General features: G+C 50.9%; 26 protein-coding genes. 11 read left to right on the top strand and 15 right to left on the bottom strand.

What is annotated here, in order from left to right; all coding sequences use genetic code 11:
* Positions 1-107: 107 nt before the first annotated feature.
* Positions 108-1,316 carry an ABC transporter substrate-binding protein gene (locus ACO0LC_RS16565; protein WP_423005012.1) on the bottom strand — a complete coding sequence of 403 codons (1,209 nt, stop codon included), beginning with the start codon at positions 1,314-1,316 and terminating at the stop codon, positions 108-110.
* 219 nt (positions 1,317-1,535) lie between these two features.
* Between ACO0LC_RS16565 and ACO0LC_RS16560 the strand changes: the two genes are divergently transcribed.
* Positions 1,536-2,369 carry an SIR2 family NAD-dependent protein deacylase gene (locus ACO0LC_RS16560; protein WP_423005010.1) on the top strand — a complete coding sequence of 278 codons (834 nt, stop codon included), beginning with the start codon at positions 1,536-1,538 and terminating at the stop codon, positions 2,367-2,369.
* Between the two features lie 2 nt (positions 2,370-2,371).
* On the opposite strand, the gene ACO0LC_RS16555 is transcribed toward ACO0LC_RS16560, so the two are convergent.
* Positions 2,372-3,544 carry an alpha-D-ribose 1-methylphosphonate 5-triphosphate diphosphatase gene (locus ACO0LC_RS16555; protein ID WP_423005008.1) on the bottom strand — a complete coding sequence of 391 codons (1,173 nt, stop codon included), beginning with the start codon at positions 3,542-3,544 and terminating at the stop codon, positions 2,372-2,374.
* Positions 3,545-3,820: 276 nt separating this feature from the next.
* Between ACO0LC_RS16555 and ACO0LC_RS16550 the strand changes: the two genes are divergently transcribed.
* Both ACO0LC_RS16550 and ACO0LC_RS16545 read left to right on the top strand, forming a co-directional pair.
* The gene (locus ACO0LC_RS16550) at positions 3,821-4,708 is read left to right on the top strand and encodes an amino acid ABC transporter substrate-binding protein (RefSeq protein ID WP_423005006.1); all 888 of its coding nucleotides are present in this window, start codon (positions 3,821-3,823) and stop codon (positions 4,706-4,708) included.
* A gap of 18 nt (positions 4,709-4,726) precedes the next feature.
* Entirely contained in the window at positions 4,727-5,404 is a 678-nt protein-coding gene (locus ACO0LC_RS16545) for a DUF1045 domain-containing protein (protein WP_423005004.1), read from the top strand.
* Between the two features lie 191 nt (positions 5,405-5,595).
* Here the strand turns inward: ACO0LC_RS16545 and ACO0LC_RS16540 are convergent, their stop codons facing one another.
* Positions 5,596-6,477, bottom strand: a complete 882-nt coding sequence (locus tag ACO0LC_RS16540) for a LysR family transcriptional regulator (protein WP_423005002.1) — start codon at positions 6,475-6,477, stop codon at positions 5,596-5,598.
* A 131-nt stretch (positions 6,478-6,608) separates the two neighbouring features.
* Here ACO0LC_RS16540 and ACO0LC_RS16535 point away from each other — a divergent pair, with 131 nt between their 5' ends.
* The 4 genes from ACO0LC_RS16535 to ACO0LC_RS16520 all read left to right on the top strand — a co-directional run bounded on the left by ACO0LC_RS16535 (position 6,609) and on the right by ACO0LC_RS16520 (position 9,654).
* Complete coding sequence (locus ACO0LC_RS16535; RefSeq protein ID WP_423005000.1) at positions 6,609-7,253, top strand: NAD(P)-dependent oxidoreductase; 645 nt, start codon at positions 6,609-6,611, stop codon at positions 7,251-7,253.
* Between the two features lie 20 nt (positions 7,254-7,273).
* Positions 7,274-8,482: an MFS transporter gene (locus ACO0LC_RS16530; protein WP_423004998.1), complete on the top strand. Its 1,209-nt coding sequence runs from the start codon at positions 7,274-7,276 to the stop codon at positions 8,480-8,482.
* Between the two features lie 101 nt (positions 8,483-8,583).
* Complete coding sequence (locus ACO0LC_RS16525) at positions 8,584-8,886, top strand: hypothetical protein (protein ID WP_423004996.1); 303 nt, start codon at positions 8,584-8,586, stop codon at positions 8,884-8,886.
* Positions 8,887-8,895: 9 nt separating this feature from the next.
* A complete protein-coding gene (locus tag ACO0LC_RS16520) occupies positions 8,896-9,654 on the top strand; it encodes an alpha/beta fold hydrolase (protein WP_423004994.1) in 759 nt (252 codons plus the stop codon).
* On the opposite strand, the gene ACO0LC_RS16515 is transcribed toward ACO0LC_RS16520, so the two are convergent.
* On the bottom strand, positions 9,602-10,492 hold the full coding sequence (locus ACO0LC_RS16515; protein WP_423004992.1) for a LysR family transcriptional regulator: 891 nt from the start codon (positions 10,490-10,492) through the stop codon (positions 9,602-9,604). The two genes, ACO0LC_RS16520 and ACO0LC_RS16515, sit on opposite strands and share 53 nt — an antisense overlap.
* Positions 10,493-10,608: 116 nt before the next feature.
* Here ACO0LC_RS16515 and ACO0LC_RS16510 point away from each other — a divergent pair, with 116 nt between their 5' ends.
* A complete protein-coding gene (locus tag ACO0LC_RS16510; protein ID WP_423004990.1) occupies positions 10,609-11,544 on the top strand; it encodes an MBL fold metallo-hydrolase in 936 nt (311 codons plus the stop codon).
* A gap of 54 nt (positions 11,545-11,598) precedes the next feature.
* Here ACO0LC_RS16510 and ACO0LC_RS16505 read toward each other — a convergent pair whose 3' ends face one another.
* Positions 11,599-13,002 carry a CoA transferase gene (locus tag ACO0LC_RS16505; protein WP_423004988.1) on the bottom strand — a complete coding sequence of 468 codons (1,404 nt, stop codon included), beginning with the start codon at positions 13,000-13,002 and terminating at the stop codon, positions 11,599-11,601.
* A gap of 114 nt (positions 13,003-13,116) precedes the next feature.
* On the opposite strand from ACO0LC_RS16505, the gene ACO0LC_RS16500 reads away from it, so the two are divergent.
* Entirely contained in the window at positions 13,117-14,331 is a 1,215-nt protein-coding gene (locus ACO0LC_RS16500; protein ID WP_423004986.1) for a citrate synthase family protein, read from the top strand.
* 1 nt (position 14,332) lies between these two features.
* Here the strand turns inward: ACO0LC_RS16500 and ACO0LC_RS16495 are convergent, their stop codons facing one another.
* The 9 genes from ACO0LC_RS16495 to ACO0LC_RS16455 all read right to left on the bottom strand — a co-directional run bounded on the left by ACO0LC_RS16495 (position 14,333) and on the right by ACO0LC_RS16455 (position 23,729).
* Entirely contained in the window at positions 14,333-14,557 is a 225-nt protein-coding gene (locus ACO0LC_RS16495; protein WP_423004984.1) for a helix-turn-helix domain-containing protein, read from the bottom strand.
* 7 nt (positions 14,558-14,564) lie between these two features.
* Positions 14,565-15,083 (bottom strand): hypothetical protein, encoded by a 519-nt coding sequence (locus tag ACO0LC_RS16490; protein ID WP_423004982.1) that lies wholly within the window; start codon positions 15,081-15,083, stop codon positions 14,565-14,567.
* Between the two features lie 248 nt (positions 15,084-15,331).
* Positions 15,332-17,695, bottom strand: a complete 2,364-nt coding sequence (locus ACO0LC_RS16485; protein ID WP_423004980.1) for a TonB-dependent receptor plug domain-containing protein — start codon at positions 17,693-17,695, stop codon at positions 15,332-15,334.
* 165 nt (positions 17,696-17,860) lie between these two features.
* The gene (locus ACO0LC_RS16480) at positions 17,861-18,724 is read right to left on the bottom strand and encodes an STM4011 family radical SAM protein (protein WP_423004978.1); all 864 of its coding nucleotides are present in this window, start codon (positions 18,722-18,724) and stop codon (positions 17,861-17,863) included.
* The gene (locus ACO0LC_RS16475; protein WP_423004976.1) at positions 18,721-20,070 is read right to left on the bottom strand and encodes an STM4012 family radical SAM protein; all 1,350 of its coding nucleotides are present in this window, start codon (positions 20,068-20,070) and stop codon (positions 18,721-18,723) included. Before ACO0LC_RS16475 ends, ACO0LC_RS16480 begins: the two co-directional genes overlap by 4 nt.
* A complete protein-coding gene (locus tag ACO0LC_RS16470; RefSeq protein ID WP_423004974.1) occupies positions 20,067-20,882 on the bottom strand; it encodes an STM4013/SEN3800 family hydrolase in 816 nt (271 codons plus the stop codon). The genes ACO0LC_RS16475 and ACO0LC_RS16470 overlap by 4 nt, the downstream gene beginning before the upstream one ends.
* Positions 20,870-21,535 (bottom strand): HAD family hydrolase, encoded by a 666-nt coding sequence (locus ACO0LC_RS16465; protein WP_423004972.1) that lies wholly within the window; start codon positions 21,533-21,535, stop codon positions 20,870-20,872. The genes ACO0LC_RS16470 and ACO0LC_RS16465 overlap by 13 nt, the downstream gene beginning before the upstream one ends.
* Complete coding sequence (locus tag ACO0LC_RS16460) at positions 21,528-22,637, bottom strand: STM4014 family protein (protein WP_423004970.1); 1,110 nt, start codon at positions 22,635-22,637, stop codon at positions 21,528-21,530. Before ACO0LC_RS16460 ends, ACO0LC_RS16465 begins: the two co-directional genes overlap by 8 nt.
* A gap of 6 nt (positions 22,638-22,643) precedes the next feature.
* Positions 22,644-23,729 carry an STM4015 family protein gene (locus tag ACO0LC_RS16455; protein ID WP_423004968.1) on the bottom strand — a complete coding sequence of 362 codons (1,086 nt, stop codon included), beginning with the start codon at positions 23,727-23,729 and terminating at the stop codon, positions 22,644-22,646.
* 454 nt (positions 23,730-24,183) lie between these two features.
* Between ACO0LC_RS16455 and ACO0LC_RS16450 the strand changes: the two genes are divergently transcribed.
* Both ACO0LC_RS16450 and ACO0LC_RS16445 read left to right on the top strand, forming a co-directional pair.
* Complete coding sequence (locus ACO0LC_RS16450) at positions 24,184-24,396, top strand: cold-shock protein (protein WP_110256361.1); 213 nt, start codon at positions 24,184-24,186, stop codon at positions 24,394-24,396.
* A 424-nt stretch (positions 24,397-24,820) separates the two neighbouring features.
* Positions 24,821-24,952: a hypothetical protein gene (locus ACO0LC_RS16445; protein ID WP_423004966.1), complete on the top strand. Its 132-nt coding sequence runs from the start codon at positions 24,821-24,823 to the stop codon at positions 24,950-24,952.
* 88 nt (positions 24,953-25,040) lie between these two features.
* Here the strand turns inward: ACO0LC_RS16445 and ACO0LC_RS16440 are convergent, their stop codons facing one another.
* Positions 25,041-26,006, bottom strand: coding sequence for an alpha/beta fold hydrolase (locus tag ACO0LC_RS16440; protein ID WP_423004964.1), 966 nt, complete (start codon positions 26,004-26,006; stop codon positions 25,041-25,043).
* Positions 26,007-26,090: the final 84 nt, after the last annotated feature.

Raw genomic sequence — 26,090 nt, 5'->3', positions numbered from 1 at the left:
AAGCAAAAATATGCGGAAATTGCGATCAGATATGCTGCACGTCAACCGCAGGTGACAGGCCGACGTGCAGAAAAAAGTGTGTTCGAAAAGGGGAAAGAAAAAGCAGCTTATTTTGTACGTACGATCAAGCCACTATTGGCATCTTCCTTATACGCATAGGCTACCTTGCCGCGCCGGATTTCTCCTATGAAAAGCATGTTCCTGGCGATGGCTTCATGGTCGTTTTTGGAGAAGGGTTTCTTATAGCGTGAGATGACGGTAGAGGTAGTGTCATACTTCATGTCTTCCAGCGCCAGTTTGATCTTGTCGCCATCCGTGGTGTTGGCCTGCATCAGGGCCAAAGTCAGTATCCTGAGGGCGTCATAGGTCTGCGCCGCAGCCACTGCCGAGGGGATGGATTTAACATTATTTATGCGGAAGTAATTGAGGACGAAATCATTGCTGCGGTTGCTGGCATCATTTTCTATGAAAGTCACAGGCATACGTACACCCTCGGCATTATTGCCAGCCAGTTCGGCAAAGCTGCGCTGCGACAAGGTCCAGGAACCTGCCATAGGCACATTGAGCTTGATCTTGCTCATGCCATTGGCCACCATGGCACCTTCTGAACCCAGGCAATACACCACCACCACCTGCGCCCCGCCCTGCTTGGCCTTGGCCAGTTGCGCAGTCATATCCTGATCGCCGACCTTGAAGCTTTCCAGCGCCACAGGCGTTATTTTGCGGCGCTGTAATTCTGCCATCAGGTTTTCCTTGCCATACATGCCGTATGGGCTGTCATCATGCAAGATGGCGATTTGCGTCAGTTTGCGTTTGTCGATGACATCACTCAGGATGACCGAAGGCTGCAGATTATCGCTGGCCGCCAGGCGAAACACATAGCTCTCAGGAATTGCCGGTGGCATATATTGCTTGGTGATGGCTGCCCCTGTGGCTGCTGTGATGATGAGTGGTTTTTTACTATCCTGGAATACCTTGGCGGCTTGCAGGGCCACACCAGTATTGGCAAAACCAATGACGGCCACGACTTTTTCCTTATCCACCAGTTCCTTGGCCATGGCCACGCCCAGCTCGGGTTTGGCCTGGTCATCACGTTCCACCAGTTCTATGCGCCGGCCCATGACACCACCGATCTGGTTAATATCTTGCAAGAACACCCTGGCCCCGCCACGTATGCTCTCGCCCATATCAATAGAAGATTTGCCAGTGAACGGCCCTATGATGCCTATACGTATCGTCCCCTCTTCTGCATGCGAAGAAAGGGGCAGCGTCAGCGCCAATAAGAGCCCGGTCAAGAGTCGGGGAATAGCTTGCATGAATTTGTCTCCAGAATATATTGTTAATAAGCAATAGTTTGCACCAGCTTTAGGTATTTGATATGAGATTTTCACGCTTACTTACACTTTATTTACACTTTACTTACACTTTTATTACATATTAATTGTATTTTTCATAGCAGACTTGCCTGAAATTAAGAGAAATGGCACAGTAATGCTGGCTGTGCGCTGTCTTGCCCTTTTTAAAAGGATGTTCTCGTGTTCCCTGCTCATCTCCTCCATCAGGCGGCAGAACTGATCACCCAGGCCGACAGCCTGGTGATAGCGGCTGGCGCTGGCATGGGCGTGGATTCGGGCTTGCCTGATTTTCGCGGCAGCGAGGGTTTCTGGCAGGCTTATCCGGCGCTGGGCCAGCAAGCCATCCCCTTTTATGAAATTGCCAATCCAGCCGCTTTTCGCCGTCGCCCGCAACAAGCCTGGGGCTTCTATGGACACAGGCTGGCGCTCTACCGCCAAATACGACCACACGCAGGTTTTGACATCCTCAGGCAATGGGGTGCCGCCAAGCGCCATGGCCAGAGTGTTTACACCAGCAATGTCGATGGGCATTTCCAGCAAGCCGGCATACAGGACACGCAAGTCTATGAATGCCATGGCTCCATCCATTATCTGCAATGCCTGTTACCCTGTCGTGACAGTATCTGGCAAGCAGATCAGTTTAGTCCGCAAGTCGATGAAGTCAATTGCCAGTTATTAAATGCAATGCCTACCTGCCCGCATTGCGGTGGCATGGCCAGGCCGAATATCCTGATGTTTGATGATGCAGACTGGAATGCCCACAGACAGCAGCAACAGGCGATACGTCAGAACAACTGGTTTGGCCAGATACGCCAGCCCCTGGTAATAGAACTGGGAGCTGGCACGGCCATACCCAGCGTACGTAATTTCAGCCAGCGCGTGATTGCACATTTTGGCGGACGCCTGCTGCGTATCAATTTGCGCGAGTCACAAGTACCGTATGCCCAGGATGTGGGCCTGGCCATGGGAGCACTGGAAGCACTGACAGCGATCCAGGCCCTGCTGGAGACTTAGCTTCAGGCGATCTGCCGGCCATCACGCCATGCGGCAACCACCACAGGCAACTGATCCAGCATGCGCACGCGTATGAAATCCGCTTTCAAACCCACCGCGATTTCACCCCTGTCGTCCAGCCCCAAGACCCTGGCCGGTGTGCGGCTGACCGTGGCAATCGCCTTGGGCAAGTCATAGCCATCCTCCTGCAGCATGAAGGCTGCCTGCAGCAGGCTGGCCGGTACATAGTCGGAAGACAGGATGTCGAGCAAATCATGTCTGGCCAGTTCACCAGCCGAAACATTGCCCGAGTGTGAGCCGCCGCGCACGCGATTGGGTGCGCCCATGACGATGGCCAGGCCTTGCTGTCTGGCGGTTTGCGCTGCCAGCAAGCTGGTCGGGAATTCTGAGATACTGACGCCCTCTGCCACGCCTTCATGCACATGTTCAGGCGTAGTATCGTCATGTGAAGCCAGGGGAATGGGGTGGGCATGCTGCTGGCAAGCCTGTATCACCAGCTGGCGGTTTTCAGCCACATGACGTTGCTGGCGTTCCAGCAAGAGGCCCAGCATCTTATCGACCTTTTGTTCACTCCAGCCACGCTTGCCCGTCACATACACGCGATAGTGGCTAAGATCGGTCCACTGGCGCTGGCCAGGCGTGTGGTCCATTAGGGAAACCAGTTTCAGTCTTTCATCCTGTAAGAAGGGGCTGAACATGGCCAGCAAATCCGGCTCGGCCAGCTCCAGACGCATATGCAGCAAGTGCTGGGCGCGCAATAAACCTGCCTGCTCTGCCTTGCGCAAACCAGCAACACAGGGCTGCAAGGTTTGCATGCGCACACTGTCTGGGTCGATGTCCCCAACAGCGATGGCATCGAGCACCGTGGTGATACCTGCCGCAACGATCTGCGCATCATGGGCCAAAATGGCTGGCATGACAGGCCAGTGCACCTTGGGACGTGGCATCAAGTGCTTTTCCAGGTTATCAGTATGTACTTCCACCAGGCCAGGTAGTAAATAATCGCCTTGCCAGTCCTCCCCGGCAATTCCAGCAGCACCCTCGCCCAATTCTGTGATCCTGCCCTGGCTGACCTGCATGGAACCCGTCAACACCTCATCAGCACGGACTATGCGGGCGTTGCGTATTGTTAACAAGCTATCTGGAATAGTGGATGCGTCAGATGAAAAATTCATGATGATGAAAAAACGGTAGGGATGTCGTCACCTTAGCATGTTTTGTCCATGAACTAGCAAGCTCCAAGACCCTGCCGGGCTATCCAGCAAACATGACAAGAAAACAGCTGGCTATCTTAAATAATGTTATTGAGCAATATAATTTTACATTTTTTACTAAATCTTGTTCTGTCAGGCAGCTTGAATTTCATACTTTGTCTTGTACCATGACTGTTAGAGTCGATTGGCAACAGGCGCAAGCTCAGGATGTTAATCACATAATAACGGGTGAAAAATATGATGCGAAAAGCAATTGGTGGCATGGCTGCCGCAATGTGTCTGGCCCTGCCCCTGCTGGCAGAAGCAGGCGATACTTTAGGCAAGATACGCAAAACCCAGACCCTGGTGATAGGCATACGCGAAACAGCGCCTTTTTCTTATACCGATGAAAACAAGCAGCCTCTCGGTTACTCGGTAGACCTGTGTCTGAAAGTGGCAGAGGCCATTAAAAAAGAACTCAAAATGCCCGCCATGAAAGTACAGTTCTTTCCTGTTGATTCCGCCACGCGCTTCAGCGCCTTGCTGGACGACAAGATAGACCTGGAATGCGGCAGTACCACCAATAATGCAGAGAGACGCAAGAAGGTAGCGTTCACGATACCGCATTTCTTTTCCAGCGTGCGCGCTCTGGTCAAGGCAGACAGCGGCATCAAGAACTGGCCACAATTGCGCAATCGCACTGTCGTGACAACCAAGAGCACTACCACCGTCAAACTGCTGACCGACAGGAATGACACCAGCTCACTGAACATCAAACTGACAGAAGGCAATAGCGATCAGGATTCATTCAGGATGGTGGAAGAAGGTAAGGCCGATGCCTTCCCCATGGACGATGTCTTGCTGTACAGCTTGCGCGCTGAAGCCAAGTCACCGGCAGCCTTTGCCATCGTCGGCGACCCTTTGTCGATAGAACCCTATTCCATCATGATGCGCAAGGATGATCCTGGCTTCAAGAAAGTCGTCGATACTGAAATGCTGAGGATGATACATGAGGGTGAAATCTATCGTATTTATGAAAAATGGTTCACCAAACCAATACCGCCCAAGAACATCAATATGAATATGTCCATGGGTTTCTTGCTCAGGGACTCCTTGCGCTTCCCTACGGATCAGGTTGCTGACTGATCTACGGTAAAAATAGGCATGACAAGATATGCCCTGTATTTTTCCCCGGAAGCCAGATGGTGGCAGCATGGCAGTAACTGGCTGGGGCGCGATGCCGCCAGCGGCCAGTTACTAGCCCAGCCCACTATTGTCGGTCTGGATGCAGGCTTGCAGCGACAACTGAGCAGCGACGCACGTCGCTATGGTTTTCATGCCACGCTGAAAGCCCCCTTCCAGCTTGCTGATGGCCTGCGCGAAACGGACTTGCATCAGGCCCTGCAAGAATTTTGCGCACAGAAAAACATCATCCCGATAGATGCACCACAGGTGCAATGGATGGGTAAATTCCTTGCCTTGCGAGTTACTGGCGACCAGACTGTGCTGAACGATTTTGCCTTTGCCTGCGTCCGCCACTTCGATCATTTTCGTAGGCCCATGAGTGAGGCTGAACTGGCGCGCCGCCAGAAGATGCCATTGACCACCCGACAAAATGATTTGCTGCTGGAATGGGGCTATCCGTATACGGCTGAAGAATTCCGCTTCCATATGACACTGACTGACAGGCTGGAGGCAGGGGCAATTGCAGACAGCCTGCATGCTGCCGCCATCCAGCATTTCAGTCTGTCAGAACCCTTGAGCATTGATGGCATTGCACTGTTTATAGAGCCTGAAGCTGGCGCAAATTTTGAGTTACTGATGCGCTTTCCATTTGGCTGAAGCACACACATCTAGTGGACTGTAACAGTGGAATCGAGAGTGAAAGACATGTGCCCGGCGCATCAGGACAAGGCAAGGGTGAACAAATGAACGCAGCGATAGCGGGGCTATCGCGAGTATTTGCAACGCAGTCATGATCGGCGCGCACATGGCAGGCACTCCGATTTTCACTGTTACAGTTCACTAGTCCTTCACATTGCGTATCTGGCGACATGCTCAGCCAATAAGGTCAGCGCATGGCGCACCTTGGCAGGCTGCTCATCACGACGCGGCGTAATCGCATGCATCACCAGGTCAGGCAATTTCCAGTCCGGCAAAACCGCCACCAGGCTGCCATTCGCCAAAGCCTGGTGGTCATCTTCACTGACCGCAATGCTGATCCCCCAACCAGCAATGCATAGCGCATGCAGGGCCGTCACCTGAGTGGCCCTGATCCTGACTGGCAACTTCATTTCAATGCTGACTTTGTCTGGGCCTGACAGCTGCAAATGACGGGTAGATGCGCCACCCAGCCAGATATGCTGCTCCAAATCATGAGGATGCTGCGGCCAACCATGCTCATTCAAATAAGCAGGCGCTGCGCATAACTGGGCAGGCATGCTGCCTAGCTTGCGCGCGACCAGACTGGAATCAGGCAAATTACCTACCCGCAACGCGATGTCTATACGTTCATCAATCAGGTCAACCACGGCGTCATCCACTAGCAGGCATAAACTCAGTTTGGGATATTTTTGCAGCGGTGCCAGCGCTTGCGCCAGCATGCCACCAAAGCCTATCGGTGCGGCGATACGCAATTCTCCCTGCGGCTCATCCCTGTGGCGGGCCAGCGCCTGCTCTGCAGAACGGGCAGCCGCCACCATGGCGGCGCAGCCCTCAAAGTAGCGCGCCCCTGCTTCTGTCAGCGTCAGTTTGCGGGTTGAACGATGCAATAGCGATAAACCGAGCTCAGCCTCCAGCGCCCGCAAATGCTGGCTGACTGCAGACGGCGTCATGCCCAGCTTGCGGGCGGCACTGGTCAGCGAACCTGCGGTAACGACCTCGGCAAACAGGGCCATGCGTTTGTACTGTTCCATCTTTACTCCCAGAAGCCATTATTAAGCCATCAATTTGTTAGCACAACTTCACAGTGTTAGTGATTTCTGCCATCTATTCAAGAAATCATGAAGCATTCAGACTATAAACTATACACACTAAGGAGTTTCAAATGAAAATCGCATTAATTGGCGGCACCGGTTTTGTAGGCACACCCGTTTTGGCAGAATTGCTAAGCCGCGGTCATGCAGTCACCCTGCTGGCACGTACCCCATCCAAAGTAGCAGCGCAAGCCGGTCTGACCGTGGTAAAGGCAGATGTACTCGATGCAGCACAGGTCGCACAGGCGGTAGTGGAACAAGATGCCGTGGTCAGCGCCTACAACCCTGGCTGGGGTGAAGCGCAAATCCACGATCTGTTCTTGCAGGGCACGCAAGCCATCTTTACCGGCATTAAACAGGCAGGCGTCAAGCGTTTGCTGGTGGTGGGTGGCGCAGGCAGTTTGTTCGTGGCACCTGGCGTGCAACTAGTAGATACACCAGGATTCCCGGCGGAATACAAACAAGGCGCTCTGGCCGCACGAGAAGCTCTGAACCTCATCAAGAAAGAAGATTCACTGGAATGGAGTTTCCTGTCGCCACCGATAGGCCTGGCACCTGGTGAGCGTAGCGGGCAATACCGGGTAGGTGCGGACAATCTGCTGCCGGGTGTTGCCGATGCACATGCAGGCATTTCTGTACAAGACCTGGCTGTCGCTATCGTGGATGAATTGGAAACGCCCAAGCATGTCCAGAAGCGTTTTACTGTCGCCAATTAATTCTTCTCTGATTGCCCATCATGCCTATCATACCCAACGCCATGCCCACCACCACAACATCAGTGAGTGTCAAAGCTGCTGACAACACTCAGCGCAAATTTTTATATGCCATCACTGCATTGGGTCTCGGTGCATTTGCGATAGGTACAGGCGAATTCGCCATGATGGGTTTGCTGCCAGAAGTAGCTAAAGACCTGGCAGTATCCATACCAGAGGCTGGCCATGTCGTCAGTGCCTATGCCTTTGGTGTGGTCATCGGTGCCCCCATGTTTGCCGTGCTGACAGCCAGCTGGCCACGCCGGACTTTGCTGATCGCCCTCATATTACTGTTCGCAGCGGGAAATTTTGCCGGGACGCTGACTAGCGACTTCCTCTCGCTGAATATCCTGCGCTTTATCGCTGGCCTGCCGCACGGTGCCTACTTTGGTGTCGCTACGCTAGTTGCCGCCAATATGGTAGCGCCGCAAAAACGTGCGACAGCAGTAGGACTAGTCATCCTCGGCCTGACCAGCTCTACCCTGCTTGGTGTACCTGCCGCAACCTGGCTGGGTCAGGCATGGGGCTGGCAGGCTGCTTACGTTTTTGTCGCCTCGCTGGCGGTAATCAGCAGTGTTGCCGTGTACTTCGCCGTCCCGGCCATGGCCGCAGCAAAAAACGCAAATCCCGGGAGTGAGCTTGCTGCGCTGGCCAACAAGCAGGTCTGGTTAACACTGGGCATAGGCGCGGTCGGATTTGGTGGCATGTTTGCCGTGTTCAGCTATATCAAACCCATACTCACCGAAGTCACCCACATGTCTGCTGGCGTCATTCCTTTGATACTGTCATTGTTTGGTGTAGGCATGGTGGTGGGCAGCATGCTGGGAGCACGTCTGGCAGACAAAAATCTGCTGCGTTCCATCGTTGTCCTGTTGTTATGGAATGCTGTGGTTTTAGGGGGTGTTTCTTTCGCGATGGCCTACACAATATCAGCAATCATCTGGGTATTTTTGCTCGGTACCCTGGTCGCCATCGGACCTGCCTTGCAGATACGATTGATGGACGTGGCAGGTGAAGCGCAAACCCTGGCTGCTGCTTTGAATCACTCTGCGTTCAATATTGCCAATGCACTCGGCGCGTGGCTCGGTGGCGTGGTCATCACGATGGGATATGGCTGGACCTCAACCGGCTGGCTGGGTGCATTGCTGGCACTGGGTGGATTGGCTGTCTTTGGACTGTCGATCAAAAAATAAGATGAGAAATAAGCGCAGTATTCAGCCGCCTCAAAAGCAGTCTACAATGAGAACAGAGAAATGGAATAAAGTCCGGCTCGCTATTTTCAAGGAGAGTGCACATGTCCATCACACCAGAGCAACTGCAAGAACTGATGAAAGAAGTGGAGCAGGAAGACCCTATCGATTTTGCTGACCTGCCCTTTGAAGAAGATGAGCTGCGGGCCATCACTGCCCAGCATTTATGCGATATGGCGGACGCCATGCAGAATTTCAATAATGAAGACCGGCAAGTCACCTTGCTGGCCGTCGCTGCCAAACTGGTGCTGGAAAACCTGGTCTTGCATGTACAGTTATTGCGCCAGCATGAAATACCGCTGAGTCAACAAGTGAACAGCCTTTTGCAAAACATTAAAAAGAAGTAAGTGCTACCAATGTCCACACCTCAGTTTCTGCTCATCCCAGGTTTCATGTGTGATGCCAGTTTATGGAAATTCATGCTGCCTGGTTTGCAGCAACTCGGCCAGGTCCATTTCGCTGATCTGAATCAGGGTGACAGCATAGAAAACATGGCGATGCGCCTGCTGACTGACCTACCAGTTAATGGCGTCATCGTGGGATTTTCTTTGGGTGGCTATGTCGCCCGTCATCTGGCCTGGCTGGCGCATCAACAAGGTATTTCCGTGCGCGGCCTGGTCTTGCTGAACACCTCTGCGCGCGCCAGCACGCTTGATGAAGACAATAAAAATCGCCAGCAAATCAAGCTGCTAACGCATTATCCCTACAAGGGCCAGACCCTGACCGCCCTGCGCCGTGCCTTGCACCCGCAGCGTCAGGATGATGACATCATGCTAGCCCATTTACAGGCCATGTCACTGAGCCTGGGCAAGCAAGTCTTTTTGCAGCAACTGGCCATAGTCCGTGCCGATGGCCATCATGAACTGCCAGACATCTGTTGTCCCAGCATGATCGTCGCCAGCAGGAAGGACCAGATGCGCCGCCTGGATGAAGCAGAAAAACTGGCAAGAGGCTTGCCGCATGCAGAGCTGCATATCATTGAAGATTGCGGCCATATGTCACCACTGGAAAAAGCACCTGAGCTTTTGCAGTTGCTGCGAACCTGGCTGGAAAACCAGACTTTCAATGATGGTTTTGACGTAAGTAATCAAATTCTTCGCGCAAATAGCGTATGACCAATTCCACTTTTGGCAAATTGCGGTGACGCTTATGACAGACCAGAAATAACTGTCCTGAGACTTCCGTCCCCAAGTCCATATCCAGCTCATGTAGCTCGTGCAGTTGTGAATAACGATGCAAAGCTTTCGCCAATACCATGACACCGACACCGGCCCGGCAGGCTGCCACTTGCACATTGAAATCGTCAGAAGTAAAAGCGGGTGTAAAATCAGGAATCAGGCGCGCCAATTCCTGATTGACGTAGAGATGATCATAAGAACTGGCCCAACATATCCAGTCCAGCTCAGCCAGCTTGGGTTGGGCTGGCAAACGCACCGCATACGATGCCGAGCAATAGGCGCGTACAGGGCTGAAAACTTCATCTATGCACACCAGGTCTTCATCGTCAGGCTTGCTGGTGCGCAAAGACAAGTCTGCTTCCCCACGCCCCAGGTTGAGGATGGAAAGGCCAGACAAGGCTTCAATTTGCATTGCCGGATAATCTAGCCGTATCCTTGCTGCCATGGGGGCCAGCAATTCATAGGCAATGCCAGGTGGAGCCGCTATCCTGACCTTGCCATGAGGCTTGGTCAGCTCAGGGGCTATACTCAGTTCCGCCTGATTGGCCCATTCTGCCATGCGCTGGGCTGCGGGCAAGAGTTTCAGGCCAGCCTGGCTAAGTTTTATGCCCACGCTATGACGAATAAACAGCGCCTCACCTACCACTTCTTCAAGTTCACCAATGCGACGACTCAAGGTAGGCTGGCCCAGTTTAAGCTGTCTGGCTGCCGCACTCAGGCTACCTAGCTCAGCCACAGCCAGGAACAGGCGTAAATCGTCCCAACGTAACTTCATGTTTCCCTCTCTTTCAACCCCATCCAAATATGGATAGCAATATCGAAATTTAAGCAATTGTCGCATTTTTTTAGATATGTAACCATGACGCCAATTTCAAAAGACGTGATGACTATATGAAAATCGACTTCAAACCTGGCTACTCTCTCTTTCTGAGCCTGCTGCTGTGTGCATGCGCCCAGACTTCCCATCCTGAAATGCCAGCACAAATGGGAAGACCCACTAGCAGTATTGCCATGGAAGCGCTGATAGATGCCCCAGGCCCGATACAATTGGAAACCATTAATAGTGCTGAATGGAAGGTTCCATTGGCAGGCTTGGTTAATTTAAAAAGTCCCGCCGCCATCGCCGCCAAACTGGAGGACAGAGATGAAGCCATACAAGTCTATGTGCATGTCATCAAGCATCCGCAATTCGGCAATTTCCTGGTCGATACCGGGGTTTCAGCGCAACTGTTGAAAAACCCGGATGAAGTCGGCCTGAGCTGGATGGTGCGCAAATTCATGCATCTGGAAAAAATGCAATTAAAGACGAACACCGCCGAAGTAGTGCAAGGCTTGCATAGCAAGTTATCTGGCGTATTTTTTACCCATTTGCATCTCGATCATGTCAGCGGCATGCCGGATATTCCGGCAGATGTGCCCTTGTACATAGGGCAAGATGAGGCCAGCCACAAGGATGCCATTAATCTATTTGTTCATGGCAGTACCAATGCCTTGTTGAAGGGAAAGCATAGCTTGCAAGTATGGTCCTTTGCGGACGATCCGCAAAATCAGTTTGAAGGCATCTTCGACATTTTTTCTGATGGCTCAGTGTTTGCCATCAGTGTCCCTGGCCATACTGCAGGCAGCGTGGCCTATCTGATCAGGACCACGAGTGGGCCGGTGCTACTGACAGGCGACACTTGCCATACCCGTTGGGGTTGGGAAAACACGGTGGAACCTGGTGACTTCACCCGCGACAATAAACACAATCTGGAGAACCTGAAAAAGTTGAAACAACTGGTGGCCAGACACCCGCTTATCCAGGTGCGCTTCGGTCATCAGCTATGATGTTATCCAGGCTCGCGCTCTTGCCACTATTACCTCTCCGGTTCGGAAAGTGTTTTACAGCCATACCGGTGCATGCTCACCCAATACTGGCGCGGGCGATGCAAAACCAGCAGGAGTGAGACTCATTTTTTCTACCGGCGCAATTGCCTGCATCTCACCAAAACCTGAGCTTGTTGTCTGTAAAAAACTGGCAATTTCATCGGGTCGCAATTCTGCGGCATTTTCATGCAAGCCACGTCTGGACATGGCTTGCAGCCAGCGCCCGGTCTGCGCCAGCGAAACCCTGACTTGCCAGCTACCACCTTCGACAGCCCGTTTTTGCAAGGCCAGCATAGTTGCATAAGCCAGCAAATAACCAGTCGCATGATCGAGTGCCTGGAAGGGCAGCTTGCCTGGCGCAGCGCTGCCCGCAGCCCGCCCTTCTGCATCGGCAATACCGCTGGCAGATTGCATCAGGCTGTCAAAGCCACGCCGGTTTGCCCAGGGTCCAACATGACCATAGGCAGACAGGCTGACGTGGATCAGGCCAGGCTTGAGTGCACACAGTTCTTCAACAGAATAGCCTAGCTGTGACAAGGACCCAGGACGATAGGCCTGCATGAAGACATCGGCATCACGTATCAGCTCATACAATTTTTGTCGCCCCTCAACATTACGCAAATCCAGTTGCGCCGAGCGTTTGCCACGGCCTGTGTCCATCACCAGGGGCATGATATTGGGCAGGTGTGCCGCGCTGATGGCAAGCACATCCGCTCCATGTTGTGCCAGCGTGCGCGCCCCTACAGGCGCTGCAATGACTCGAGATAAATCCAGCACACGCACACCGCTTAGTGGACGCTGTAAAGAGTGCGGCTCATCACTTTGATTCAATGGTATGACAGGGCCATCTGCTATCCTGCTGACTTCAAACAGCGGCAATTCAGCAATGGCCTTGGCCTGTGGATGCGCCTGCCACTCTTGTTCAGTACGTATCATGGCGGCACACATACCGGTATCGGCCAGCACCTGTTCCAGCTCTGCCGCCTGCCAGCCAGCAATGGCCTTGGCAACTGCGGCGCGCTCTTCTGTGCATTGCAGGATGGCTAGTACGCCATCGCGGTGATGCAGGAAGTTGGTATGCAATTGTATCCAGCGCCCATCGCCCGCCTGATAGTAACCGGCTATCTTGCTCCAGGGGTCATCAGCAGGTTTGCCATTGATGCGGAGGTAACGGTCGCTCTTGAACATGGCCAGGGCATGTCGCCTGTCCACAGTGATTTCTTGCGTAGTACCTCCACGTGCCTGCCATAGTTGCGCGGCCATCAGGGCTTGCACGGCTATGCTGGCCGAAGCGACATCACCGACCGCAAAAGTAGATGGTAATTGTGCGTCGTCGCCACTGAATCTCAATTGCTGTAAAGCCTCAGGCTCGCCACCTCCTGCATGCCATAAAGACGCCAATAAAGTTTCTGCCGACATCATGCTCTCCCCAAAGTAGGTAAACTGGCGCACAATGCGCTGATTCTGCTTGCAGTCTAGAATCTGCATAAGCCTGTGGTCAATCTTGATTCTGCCTATCAATATAAATTAATCGTGAATGACACTCTCACTGCCAGAGAAGCTGCCAGCTTGCTCAGCATCAGCCTGCCAACCTTGTATTCCTATGTCAGCCGTGGTTTGCTGCAATCGCAGCAGTATCAGGGGCAAAAGGCGAAGCGTTATGCAAAGGAAGAAGTCTTGCGCCTGCTGGCGCGCACTAGCGACAACAAGCGGGCCGGTAGTGCTGCCGAATCGGCGATAGACTGGGGCTTGCCTGTACTGGAATCAGAAATCACTCAGGTCGCAAATGGCAAGCTGTATTACCGGGCTCATGCCGTCGATGAACTTGCAGGCACACATACGCTGGAACAGACTGCATGCATTTTATGGGATAGCACTAGTCCTGATCTGCCCCTGCCCAGCCTGACTGCTCTAACTACGCTATGGCCAAAACTGCTGGACTTGACTGCCCATCTGTCGCCCTACGAAAGAGCCATCAGCATATTGCCTTTGCTAGCCAAAACTGTGGAAGAAATACCGGATATCCATGCTCATCAAAGAGCCATGCTGTGGATGCACCTGACAGCTGCAGCCTTACTGGGTGTCACACCTGACTATCAGGCATTTCACCAAAAGCTTGCTGCAGCATGGCAGTTGGATGAGGAACAAACAGAACTGGTACGCGCAGCCCTGGTCGTCTGCGCGGATCATGAATTGAATGTATCGACGTTTACCGTACGCTGTGTCGCCTCTGCGGGTGCGAACATGGGCATGGCATTGGTGGCAGGGCTGGCGGCGCTCTCCGGCCCCAGGCATGGCGGAGAAAGCCTGCGCGTCGGCCGCATGTTGCGTGCTGCTTTGACCATGCCGCCAAGCGATATCTCCAGCTTCCTGGCAAAGCATTTACGCAGTCATGATGCCAGCCATCATTTTTCACCACGGCTGCCGGGCTTTGCTCATCCGCTCTACCCTGACGGTGACCCACGTGGTGTACTGTTGATGACGATGCTGGACAGGAAGAAGCATGCGCCCTTGTTTGCCATAGCCGAGATGGCAGAAGACCTGACCGGGCAAAAACTGAACATAGACTATGGCCTGGTCGCCGTGGAGCTCGCCTGTCAATTGCCAACAGGCGCAGCCCAGATACTGTTTGCACTAGGCCGCACGGCGGGCTGGATAGCGCATGCCATGGAGCAGCGGCAAACCGGCCAGCTGATACGCCCGCGTGCCAGGTATGTAGGCAAGTTTCCTGACAGCAATGCTGTGTAGATCAGATTTCCGTATCAGGCACATCTGGCGTATAAGCCAGGATATCGCCAGGCTGACATGCCAGCACTTCGCATATTTTTTCCAGGGTATCAAAGCGTATCGCCTTGGCTTTACCGGTTTTTAATACGGACAGGTTTTGTGGCGTGATATCAACGAGCTCAGCCAGGGTATTTAAACGCATCTTGCGCTGAGCCAGGACAACATCGAGATTAACAGTAATGGGCATAGCGTCCTCAGATGGTCAGTTCAGCTTCTTCATTGAGATCTACGCCGATTTCGAGTGACCAGAGCAAGAGCAGGAAAAAACCTATCCATGTCGCTTGATCCAAGGCGTTAGCAAGATAGTGGCCAATGTCGGCTGGAGTGCCAGCCTGTGGATACAGATGATTCAAGATCAGCGACAAAAAATCCACCGCCAATTTTGCGCCAACGAGTATCAGGTTCAAATTAAAGGCTCTTCTCGCATGAAAAATCGCCTGCTTGTTAAAAATTTCACCTTCGTAAAAACATGTCAGCAATTTGTTGAGGTGAATCAGAACAAATTCCAGCAATGCACAGGAAGAAATGGCTGTGATGGAAGCAATGATTTTCAGCTCAGTGGTAATCCCACTTTGCAATAAAGAGTAGAAACCATCATTCACTGTCACAGCTTTAGCGAGATAGCTCATCACTGTCAGATTCCCGGCTGGAGCCATCATCATAATGAGAGGAAAACCCAAACCACCAATCGCAACCATGACCATGGCAAGCACTGTGAGAAACAGGAAATATCTGCTGAGCTTGCGAATATTGGCAATCCTGGCATGTTTTTGCACTTGCATTTCTACCCCCTGTTGATTTGTGTGGATTGGATATTAAGGTCAAATATTTCGAAATGCAATATTTATTTATCGTTTATCGATAAATAAATACCGTTTCTAATTCTGTCCAAGATGCACTGCTGAAAAAAAAAGGGCTGCAAAAGCAGCCCCTAACAAAAAAATAAATTCAAATCACATGATTACCAGGCGTAAGCAGCCTTGGCATAGTAGTAACGGCCATTGAAGCCATAAGGCGAAAACGTGCTGTAAGGCAGAGTTCCGCCAGAATTCAAATTCCCTGCCGAGGTCACCTGATCCGGGTATTTGTCAGTCAGATTATCGACACCGGCACTGATGGTCCATTTACCGAGTTTGACGCTGGCTGCCAGGTCCAGTACCACATTGGCGCTATAAGTTTGATCCAGTGCCACGCTGTTTTGCGGCGAGACAAAACTGCCATAGCGGGTCGCCAGGCCATGGATATTCCAGTTACTGTAGGCATAGTCAGCCGCGATACTGAATTTGTCTTTGGGTGTTGCCTCGGTTGCGCGGTTGATGGTTTGCCTGTCTATCAGCAAGAGGTTGTTTTGCGTCAGAATTGCCGGATTGGCCGCTACATTTTTTACCGTCGTGTCATTGTGATTATAGGCCAGGGTAAAGCCCAGTTTGTCATTAGACGACAAGGGGATTTGATAAGAGCCAACCACGTCTACACCGCGGGTCTTGGTATCCAGCGCATTGGTGAAATAACGTGCCGCACCGACCAGCACACCTTGCTTGGCCAGCACGCTTTGCAATGCCGTCGGTAAGACCAGGTTGCCAGAATACAGGATACGATTATCGATATCGATTTGATAGGCATCAATACTCAGGGTGGCATTCTTGCTGGGTTGCAGGACTGCGCCCAGGCTGTAATTGCGTGATTTTTCTGCTTCCAGTGGTACTGCCCCCAGCGCCTTGGCCGCTGCCGTGGCAACGCCAAAAGTGCCGGTATCCACCAGTTGCGATGTGCCATTGATGGTCAGCAGATTTGTCGTGGAGATGGTGTAATTCTGTTGCGCCAGTGAAGGTGCGCGGAAACCATTCGATGCAGCGGCTCGCAAGGCAAATTCTTTAGTGAATTCAAAACGGCCAGATAATTTGCCAGAAGTGACACTGCCAAAGTCGCTATAGTTCTCATGACGCAGGGCCAGCGAAGCACTCAGTTGCTTGCTCAGTTCAGCTTCTATATTGGTATAGATAGATGCACTGTGACGGCTGAAATTACCTGCATTGCTGGGCTGAAAACCAGAGAAACCCTGGGCACCGCTACCAAAATAAGAATTCGCCTCACCCGCACCGATCTCGTACTGATCACGGCGGTATTCTGCACCAACGGCCAGCGTCAATGGATTCGCCAGGCCGGCAAATTCAAATTCTTTCGCCGCATCAAAATTTGCCAGGGTCTGTGTATTTTTCAACTTGCCCGCATAAAACTTCGTAGGGCTGGTGGCACCCAGGCTCAGGTTGACGGTATTGTTGACGTCGAGACTGAATTCGCTGTAACCATAATTGACACTGGCATCCCAGCGCCAGCCATCTGCGCGTCCCTTGACACCACCTACGACAGACACATCCGTATTCGTCGCAGCTTCATTCGGCAAGAAACCATTTGGGTATAGCGGGGTGCGCAAAGCCGTGCCCGTAGTGTAGGCCGTGCGCCAGGTCGCAGCAGCATCGGTACTGCGACGACTATAGTTGGCGAAGCCATACAATTCCATGTCTGTCGCCAGTGCCAGCGAGGCATTGGCCCCCAGGTTGGTCTGTTGCAGCTTGGGGTCACCCTGTACCTGATTAACCCTGCCATACAGAGGTTCTAGCGGATTACGGAAGTCAGCACCGGCGCGGTTGGTTTCATTCTGGTTGCGCTGTTCTGCGGTAAAGCGCGCCCAGCCCTTGTCACCCAAGCTCGTGCCAAAGTTGGCGCTCAGGCTGGCCTGTGTACCGTCACGTTTGCCGTATTGACCTGCACCGGCTTGCACTTCACCGCCGTCAGCGCCTTTTTTGAGGATGATGTTGATGACACCAGCAATCGCATCAGAACCATATTGCGCTGCTGCGCCATCACGCAAGACTTCTATTTTTTCTATGGAACTGATGGGGATGGTATTCAAGTCAGCCGGTGAAGAACCACGCCCTGCCGTGCCATTCACATTCACCACAGCCGAAGTATGCCAGCGCTTGCCATTGACCAGCACCAGGGTCTGGTCAGGTGAGAGGCCACGCAATTGTGCAGGGCGACTAGCAGAAGTGCCATCTGCTACGGCTGGACGTGGGAAATTCAAGGAAGGCAGCAAGCGGCTCAAGACCGCTGCCAGTTCACCAGAGCCTGTCGATTGCAAGTCTTTGGAAGTCAGGATATCAACCGGCGCTTCAGAGTCAGACACGGTACGCTTGATGCTGCGCGTACCCGTCACGATCACAGTATCAGACTGCGGCGGGATAATTTCCTGCGCCTGTGCAGACATGGCAGATAGGGTAGACAGCAAGGCTGTTACCAGTAAGGCATTTCGTCGCTGTGGCAAGTCTAAGGCTGAGTTTGAAGTTACTTTCATACAGGATCACTTTCTATGCTAATGAGCTTTAGGTTGAACCGATATTACTTCCTTGTGTATAGACGACAAACGATTGTTTTCAGCTAAAAGCATGAAAAAATCATATAAGACAAAACACTTTATCTCATTTTCCACTCATCCTGCAAAACGCACGGGTATTCTTTCCAGCAAGCCGCTGCCATATACTTCATGCGATTGCATGGCATCCAGATGGATGTAGCCTATGTGGCAGTGACAAGTCGCTTTATTGCACACTTCTTTCTTAAGCATGCTGGCCAGCGGGTCTGTAAAGATATTGCCTTTACGGGTTTTGATGAAATGGCAGCGGAACAGGTCGCCATTGCCTTCTATGGACACCACCTCACTGCCAGCCTTGCAGTCTTTACCCATGCTTTCATACCAGGGCAGGTTCAACCTGAACAGGTAATCGATGTCTTCCAGGAAAGCGATTTCTGCTTCCGAGTAATAATCTACTTCTCGCTTATAGGCATTGATCCACATATACACATCCTGTGGCAGGCGCTGGCGCAAAGAAGTAATTTGTGGGAAGTGTTGTTTTAGCCCCACTACACCTACGCTATGGCGTATCTGCAAGGCAGCCAGTTCATTACATTTACCGATGAATTTTTCTTCGGTCACAAAATCAGGGTGATAGGTAGTCCATAAAGCCGTGGTCTTGGTATTGCAGCGGGACAGCCATTGCGTATTCCATGCCAGATTGGTTTGTGCCGCCACTTTGCTCACATGCGCCAAATGCGACAAACGTATCACTGCTTCCTGATACCATTTACGCACCAGGGCTTCGCCATAGGGCGTAATAAACACTTCCATGGGCTGTGCTGCACTGCTGTTTTGTTCTACCCAGGTGACGAACCTGTCCAAGTCTTTTTTATCCAGTGCCTGCAATTCACGGCTGTTTTTTTCTTTGGCAAAGGGGCAGTATTCGCAACTGTAATTGCAATCTGTCAGGTGGCCGCGATAAATGACTTTCAGGCTCATTTGTTGACATACTCCTGCATCTTTTGTTTGACTGCCGGCGAAATAAACCAGTGGCCAATGAGGTCAGAATAAGCCATGCCTTCACCCTGCAACTGCATGCGCCCGCCACTCTCTTGCGCCAGATTCATTTCCAGCAGGATTTGCAGCTCAGGAAAATCAGCATACACATCCGTCCCATAAATGCTTTGATAATGCGCGCCATCCAGGCCTTGTGCTTTCAGTAAAGACTTGATGAGGTAACGCCTTTTCCTGTCATCTTCCAACAGGCGTATGCCATAACTGGCCGTCATGAAATCACCACGTTCTTTAGCCACATAATCATCGATGATTGCTGCCACATTGGCTTTGGATACTGCATATTCCGTAGAATAATGCACATCGGTGGTATAAGAGCGTGCATTCGTTCCCAGACCTATCATGCCATCTTCCTGGCATGAATACTCTGAGCTTTCACGCAGGCCAGTAACCGGTTTGCGGAACAAACGCATGGAGTCTTGCACATAACCCTGGCTCTGCAAGAAGTCCCGCCCTATGCGGTATAAGCTGGTACGTATGTCTTCATGCTGGGCAATTTGTATGCTGCCATGCTTCTTGAAGAGTGAAGTCAATGGGCGTACATACAACGGATAGAGAAAAACCTCCGTCGGTTGGAACTGCACCGCTTTTTGTAGAGAGGCCAGCCAGGTTTCCGGCGTTTGTCCTGGAATACCATAAATCAGATCCAGATTAAAGATCGGGAATTGATAGCTGCTTATTTTCTCCAGCAAAGGTTCCATCATGGTTTCAGGCTGCACACGGCCTACAGAACGTGCCTCGGATTCGATGAAGCTTTGTATACCTATACTGAGTCTTTGCACACCGTGTTGCGACAAGAACGTCAGCTTTTCATCATTGATGGTATCAGGTGAAATCTCGAAAGAACCTGGCGTGTTTTGCAAATCTACGCCCAGCGTATTGGTGTAGACAGAGAATAATTGCTCCAGTTGTTTGATATCCAGGTGGCTGGGTGTACCACCACCGATGGCATAACCGGCAAAGTTGAAATCACCCAGGCTATCCCTTACCACTTCAGCTTCCAGCTGGATTTTTTTAAGGTAGAGATTGACCAGGTCTTCCCTGGGATGCGACACCGTAAACAAATTACAGAATGCGCATTTCATGCGGCAAAAAGGAATATGCGTGTAGAGATACAGCGCATGCTTTTTCTCTGTTGCCCAGAGTTCTTTTAAATTCAGCTTTTCTTCAAAAGCCCTGTACGCAGTTTTGTGCGGATAAGAATATAGATAGCTTTGAAAACGATTGCTCTCTTCCAGATAGCGGTGGAATGCGTGTGCGATCTCTGTCATGCCAGGCTCCCGCGCGTCATATGAAAATCAGCATAGGGAATAGTCCAGACCTTTTCATGTCCCAAACGGTGGCCTGTATAACCGTCTTCGCCATAGGTCGTACCATGATCAGAACTGATAATCACGAAGCTATCACCAACTTGATTGAGAGCCTGAAACAAGGGTGGCAACTGGCTATCTATATAACGCAAGGCCGCAGCATGACTATCCAGGCTATCGCCAGCGATGCCCTCGACACCAGGCAGGTAATGACAATTGGGTTGATGTAGTGCAGATAAATTCATAAATAAAAAAACTTTTTGATCCGGTTTTTCTTGCAACAGCCTGATGGCGAATTCGACCTGATGCCGGGTCGATTCAGGATCGGTCACGCCAAACTCTGGCTGCCAGTAACTTTCCTGGAACAGATTGGGCAAGACACAGGACAGAGGGTTTTGTTTTTTAAAAAACCCGACCCCACCTATGCAGATAGTGCGGTAGCCTATGTCAGAAAAACCACTGACAATATCGGGTGTATCAAAGCAATAGCTGGATGTACCCGTGGTTTCACTGCCCGCGAACTTCAATGAAAATAGACGTTCATGCACACCGGGTCTGGCTGGCGTAGGTAAAAAACCAGCAAAAAAAGCGCAATGCGATGCATAGGTAAAAGAGCCAGGCGCATGACGTTCTTCCCACCCGGCTGGCAATAGACTGGCAAGAAAAGGCGTGCGACCTGCGGCTAGCTCCTGTTGTGCAATATCAAAGCGCAGGGTATCCAGAGTAATGAAGAGTATATTGCTCTTGCCAACGATCTGGTTCATATCATGCATGTCAGAACCTCCTCAAGATCATGGATACTGGATAACTCATGGTCTGGCCTGATAGCGAAGTTTTCATTTTCAGGATTGATGAAAACCGTTGTTAATTTCATGACCATGGCTGGCTGCATATCATTGATGTAGTCGTCACCTATCATGACCACACTGTCATGGTGACTATGGCTTAAGGCATGCGAAAACAAACGATGATCAGGTTTGGCATACCCGACTTCAGCAGAAATAAAGATATGTTCAAAATAATCCCTAAGACCTGCTCGTTGCAATTTTCGACGCTGCATATTTGCCGACCCATTGGAAATAATCATGAGTTGATAATCTGCAGATAAGCGCTCCAGCATCTCATTGAGTGCCTGATCTGGCTTCACGAATTCTGGCAATGACATATGATCTTGCCACAAGCTCTCTGCGGTGTAAGGAAGATCAGGGTAACGTTGCAATAGGTCATGACAAAAGAGCTCGCGATCTTTCCTGCCATGGCAGTCCAGCGCCATTATCTCTTCATGAACCACAGACATGTCTTCACCAGAAAATTCTGCCTGATTCCTGCTGATGAAATTTCTTAAGTAAGCATGGAAAGCAGCATCCCTGTTGACCAGGGTATTGTCTATATCAAAAAGCAGGCTGGCTTTCTTTGCACTATGCATGAGCCAGCCTCTGTCTTTCCAGGACTGCATTGATTTCTGCCAGATAGGTATTCTCGCCATTGTGCAACAAATTAGGCAGCAAATCGCCGAAGGCATTGGCTTCCAATAACACGGGTGCTTTACCATTCCGGGGCAAGAGAATATCCAGCCCGGCATACAGGGAGCGTGGAAAAGCCTGCATGGTTTTTTCTACCAGGATATCGATCTCTTGCCAGGTCGATGAGGATAATTCCAGCTCATCCACAGCACAGCGCTGGTTGCCCAGATGCAGATTGGTCATGGGGCCGCGGCTAAGTCTGGCAATGGCGTGTCTGCGCTGACCAGCGATACCGACCACCCGCAAATCATAAGAGCTGTCTTCATGCCTGGCCTTGGGTATCCAACTTTCTACCATTGCACCCTCGGTGAATAAAAAATCCAGGATATTTCGTATAGCCTCGGGCTGGGTATATTTTTTGATTTTCAATGAATTGTAATAACGCGCACCGTCTATACCATGCACCAGTTCTACCGTAGAGTAAGCCTGTTCTTTGCCATTACTTTTATTGTATTCATAGGCGACGATGCCAGAAGCAGAAGAGCTGGAATTCAGTTTGATGAAGAAACGGCTATAGGCCTGCTTTTCTGCATAGGCAAAAAACTCCTCATAACAAGAAAAATTGGGCAAGCTGGGTAGCGTATACGTCTGTAGTATTTGTTTGCACAAAGGCTTGTTGAACATGCTGACAATCTCCTCAGGGTGATTGAACCAGCTCACATTTCCCGCCTGCTGCATTATGGAGTCTATCAATCTGGAAAACCCCTGGAACCATAGCCGCGGGTGATAAATCCTGCCGCATTCATCTGCTAGTTCTTCAGCATTTTCCAGACCGCCGAAGGCGAGTATTTTCTTTTCTACGGCAAAGTTTTCACCAGGCGACTCTACCCTGAGGATATCGCCATCTCCAATTATTTCACTTAGTACGCACTCCCCATGCAAGATACTCAGGTAGGGGATGACCAGGGCAGCATCCTGCCCTGCTTGCTGTAATGCTTCCTGAAAAAAATGTACGCGCCGATTTTCAGGATTGCCTATCAGTACAAAACGAGATTTCTTTTGCATCTGTCTTTATTCTGTCACCGCCGGATAACGCCAGCCCTCTCCATCTTCATCCTCGTCTTCAGCTTCTTGCTGATCCGTGACGTCGACCAGGATAGAGAGTTTTTTGAATTCCTTGATCATCTCATTCGACAGATAGTGATAATGCAGGTCCAGCTTTTTTAGCCCTGCTATCTTGCTGCTATCGAGTAAGGCACGACCGCCTGCATCGGTGAGGGTACCCAGGGACAAGTCCAGGGTCTCCAGTTGTTCCAGTACGGATGCCTGGGCAATCTCAATTGCGATTTCATTGGCGATTTCACTATCGACCAGACCCAGATATTTTAATTTTGGGAACAGGCCTTTTTGCATGAAAGGGCGCAAATCATCAAGCTTGCCATCAAAACCATAATTATCGACACCAATATACAGTCGCAGATATTCGAGATTAGGTAAATGGGCAGTCGCAATTTTTTCTATGGCTGTTTTAGGCAAGCCACCACATTCTATAGTCAAGGCTTTAAGATGCTCATGCTTGATTGGCAGGGCAGACAAGATCAGGTCTTTGGAACCTTTAATATGCAGACGTTCCAGTGTTGGGAAGGCGGCAAACAGTTGGGTGTAATCGGCCTGGGTGATCCAGGATATCTCGCACTCTTCTGAATCCATATCACCGACAAACAATTCTTTCAATTGTGGCAGTTTGCCTGGATTGGCGATAATCAGGTCAAGAGATTCTTGCGGGCTGTTGTCATATGCTTCTTCCCATGCAGCAAACACCAGTGATTCCACTTCAGTTGCCTGTGTCGTTTCCAGGAAAGCTGTGACTTTTTCCAGCAAGGTCTTGCCTTCTTCTGCTTCGTCGTAACTGACGCCGATACGACGCGCTATTTTTTTCGCGCTGGCATCGGTTTTTTCTACATAGCCTTTCTTGGTTTTTTCGTTAATCAGCTTTTCCATTTCCTTTTGTGCTTTTTCTGGAGTATCAAAGCTGCTGACTTTTTCTTGCCCTGCAGTACCTATCTTGCCGTACTTCACATTCAGCGTATTTGCTTCAATTTCTACTTGCCAAAATTTATAAGACTTGGAATCCTGATATTCAAAATAGTGTTTCATTGCCTGGCACCTTCATGTATGCGGTTAATGTAGGACTGCAAAATATCTTGTCTTTAACACTAAATAATCGGGTTCACCTATCCGCTTGTCAAGCAAGAAAATCAATTGTTACATCGGACAGTTTTACTATTTGTTTTCCTATGAAGATGCAGTAATTCATCAGGCGCAATCATCAGTAAATGCAGTTTTTTTGAAACTCAAAAAGCAAAGCAATTAGATACCAGCCTGACACCCGTATGAATAGCGTCTCAAAATATTTTCAAAAAGAATTAGGCACTTTCAAAGTAAACGTGTATATTCCGTCCGGTACTTGCATCAAGTCCTTAATTTGTTGGTCCCAATTCCGCATAGCTTTATCTCTCTGGCTGTTCTGTCTTTTTTCCACTGGTTTTATCACTTGCTTACAAGTCCATTTTGGGCGATTTTGCCTATGGTTTTATCAAAAGGAAAAAACATGAGTACTCAAACAGGTATAGTTAAATGGTTCAACGATGCCAAGGGCTTCGGCTTTATCGCTCCTGATGCAGGTGGTGCAGATTTGTTCGCCCACTTCCAGGACATACAGTCCAGCGGTTTCAAAAGCCTGAGCGAAAACCAGCGTGTGTCTTTCGAGCGCACAGCCGGTCCTAAAGGCGACAAAGCCAGCAACATCCAGATTCTGTCTTAATAAAGTCTCCTTGCAGGGTAAATTCAATTTACCCAGTCGTAGCGCTCTTTGACTAATTCAGTAATACCGGCCAGTGACACCACGCAGATAGCATGGGTTGCTGGGGATTAGTCGGGCGCATGGCGACACCCCTTCATCTGTCAGTGTTTTCGTCTTGTACAAAATGCTGATGCGCAGAATGATACTTACCGGCCCTTGGTACCACGCAGATAGCATGGATCTGGGGAAGATGGTATTGTCATTAGAACTCATATGATACATAGGAGTTCTCTGGATGCCTAGTGCATCCTGTGAACAAGACCGCAGAGTAAGCTCAGCCTACTCCAAAGCGCCTTCATTCTCACCGGCTGGTTTTGCATGTCCATGCGAACCGGGAAATGGTGTAGTGAAGTGTTGAAGGATCTCATTCGTGGTATACCCTGTCATGGACCGAACTATAGCGGACCAACAGGTGCAGGCAAACACCACCACATTACACCGCGCAGATAGCACGGGTAATGCACCAGTCAGTGCCACCATGCAGATAGCATGGGTTGTTGATAGTTTGCCCGAATGAATGGAATGCCCACCCCTGGTGGGCTTTTTGCGTTTACGTCCAACTGTATTTACATTGAGCATTAACGGCTAAAATTTACAGCCAACAGTTACTTCAAAAATTCTTTCACCGCTGCCACCGTCGCTGCCGGATCTTCTTCGTGCGGCACATGGCCCAGCTTATCAAACATCACCAGCTTGCTTCCTGCAATATCTTCATTAAATCGCCTGGCATTTTCTGGTGGTATCAATCTGTCTTGCCCACCCCAGATGATGAGCGTGGGAATGCGTATGCTTTTGATGCTGGCAGCCTGAGCACCTGGATCGGTTTGCTGGAAGCGCTGACCCAGCGCATGGCGATTGCCGGCACGCAGGGTCATGGCGGTATATCGCTCCACCAGTGCAGGCGTGACTTTTTCAGGATCGCCATAAACATTCCTGACGCTGGCTTCCATCATATGATGTGGCAGGGTATGCTCAGTGATCCAGGACAATTGCTGCATGCGGGCAAGACGAAAACCCAGGGGCATGGAAACAGGCTTGAAGGCATAGCCACCAGCATCCACCAGGATCAGGCGCTCCACTCTTTGTGGGGCAGCTACTGCCACTTGCCAGGCCACTTCGCCACCCAGAGAATTGCCGCCTATGATGAAATGCCCGACTTTCATGGTATCAAGCAAATCAAGCATGAACCTGGCATAGGCTGGGCTATGGTAATCCGCATCCGGCCTGGGGCCAGTCAAGCCAAATGCCGGGATATCCATGCTGATGACGCGGTGCTGTGCTTTCAGTGCTGCTACCCAGGCTTCCCAGGTATGCAGGCTGGCGGAGGTGCCATGTATCAGGACTATGGGCGCAGGATCATCGCGCACGCCTTCATCCCGCACATGCACGGATATGCCATCCACTGTGATGAACTGTGAAGGTGCTGGCGCCCAGCGGGCTGTCAATTCGTCCAGCGGTTTATCAGGTGCCCAGAATACCGCCAGGGCCAGGCCTGCCACACAAAGTATGGCCAGGCAGAGGCCAGCCAATAATAGAAATAGTCGCTTTCCTGGATGCGAACGATTTTGCATGCCTTCCCCTTATGAGCGGGGCCACAAGATATTCAGTCAGGGTATGCAAGCTGGAATATCAGGGCCCACCTACATCGATCAACA

The organism is Undibacterium sp. JH2W (assembly GCF_049340425.1).
Taxonomy (GTDB): Bacteria; Pseudomonadota; Gammaproteobacteria; order Burkholderiales; family Burkholderiaceae_D; genus Undibacterium.
This window is presented reverse-complemented; position numbering and strand designations above follow the sequence as displayed.